This window comes from Vibrio maerlii, from assembly GCF_003415655.1.
GTDB classification, from domain to species: domain Bacteria; phylum Pseudomonadota; class Gammaproteobacteria; order Enterobacterales; family Vibrionaceae; genus Vibrio; species Vibrio maerlii.
In genome coordinates, this window is sequence record NZ_QRHC01000036.1 from 1 (window position 1) to 887 (window position 887).

At 43.9% G+C, this 887-nt stretch carries 1 tRNA gene and 2 rRNA genes; all 3 read right to left on the reverse strand.

Going from position 1 to position 887, the window contains the following annotated elements:
- Nucleotides 1-152, reverse strand: a 23S ribosomal RNA gene (locus DPF91_RS21790); the annotation flags it as partial.
- A 366-nt stretch (nt 153-518) separates the two neighbouring features.
- Nucleotides 519-594, reverse strand: a tRNA-Glu gene (locus DPF91_RS21795).
- 69 nt (nt 595-663) lie between these two features.
- Nucleotides 664-887, reverse strand: a 16S ribosomal RNA gene (locus DPF91_RS21800); the annotation flags it as partial.

The following is an 887-nucleotide window of genomic DNA, read 5'->3' on the forward strand; positions in this document are numbered from 1 at the left end:
CAGCGATACTTACTTATGTAAGTGGGTTTCCCCATTCGGAAATCCCAGACTCAAAGACTTTTACTGTCTAATCTGGGCTTATCGCAAGTTAATACGTCCTTCATCGCCTCTGACTGCCAAGGCATCCACCGTGTACGCTTAGTCACTTAACCATACAACCCCAAGAGGTTTCGATTTGCTTTCACTTTTTAAAAGTGAAGACAAAAAGGTGTATGGCAAACAACCAAGGTTTGTCTCTCATTATTTGAATGAGCGAGAGACATTCGATTTTGCCGGACTCAAATATTAAACATCACAGTAAACTGTGGTGTTTCCAAGAACACTTGAATGTGTGTTGGTACCTAAATCATCTCTTTATAAAAAGACATCATCTAGGATTTGAGAACTTTTAATTGAATAACAACGCATATCCGAAGATATGGGGATTGTTGTTATTCGTCAGCTTTCCAAATTGTTAAAGAGCTAATCACTTCAAAGAAGTAACCATTTTTAAACACACTCATAAGAATGCTTAAAGATGGTATCCCGTAGGGGAGTCGAACCCCTGTTACCGCCGTGAAAGGGCGGTGTCCTAGGCCTCTAGACGAACGGGACACTAAGAGTTGCTCTAACTTTCTAAACCATACCAATCTGTGTGAACACTCATCGCAATAATCTTTCGTATAAGGAGGTGATCCAGCCCCAGGTTCCCCTAGGGCTACCTTGTTACGACTTCACCCCAGTCATGAACCACAAAGTGGTGAGCGTCCTCCCGAAGGTTAAACTACCCACTTCTTTTGCAGCCCACTCCCATGGTGTGACGGGCGGTGTGTACAAGGCCCGGGAACGTATTCACCGTGGCATTCTGATCCACGATTACTAGCGATTCCGACTTCATGGAGTCGAGT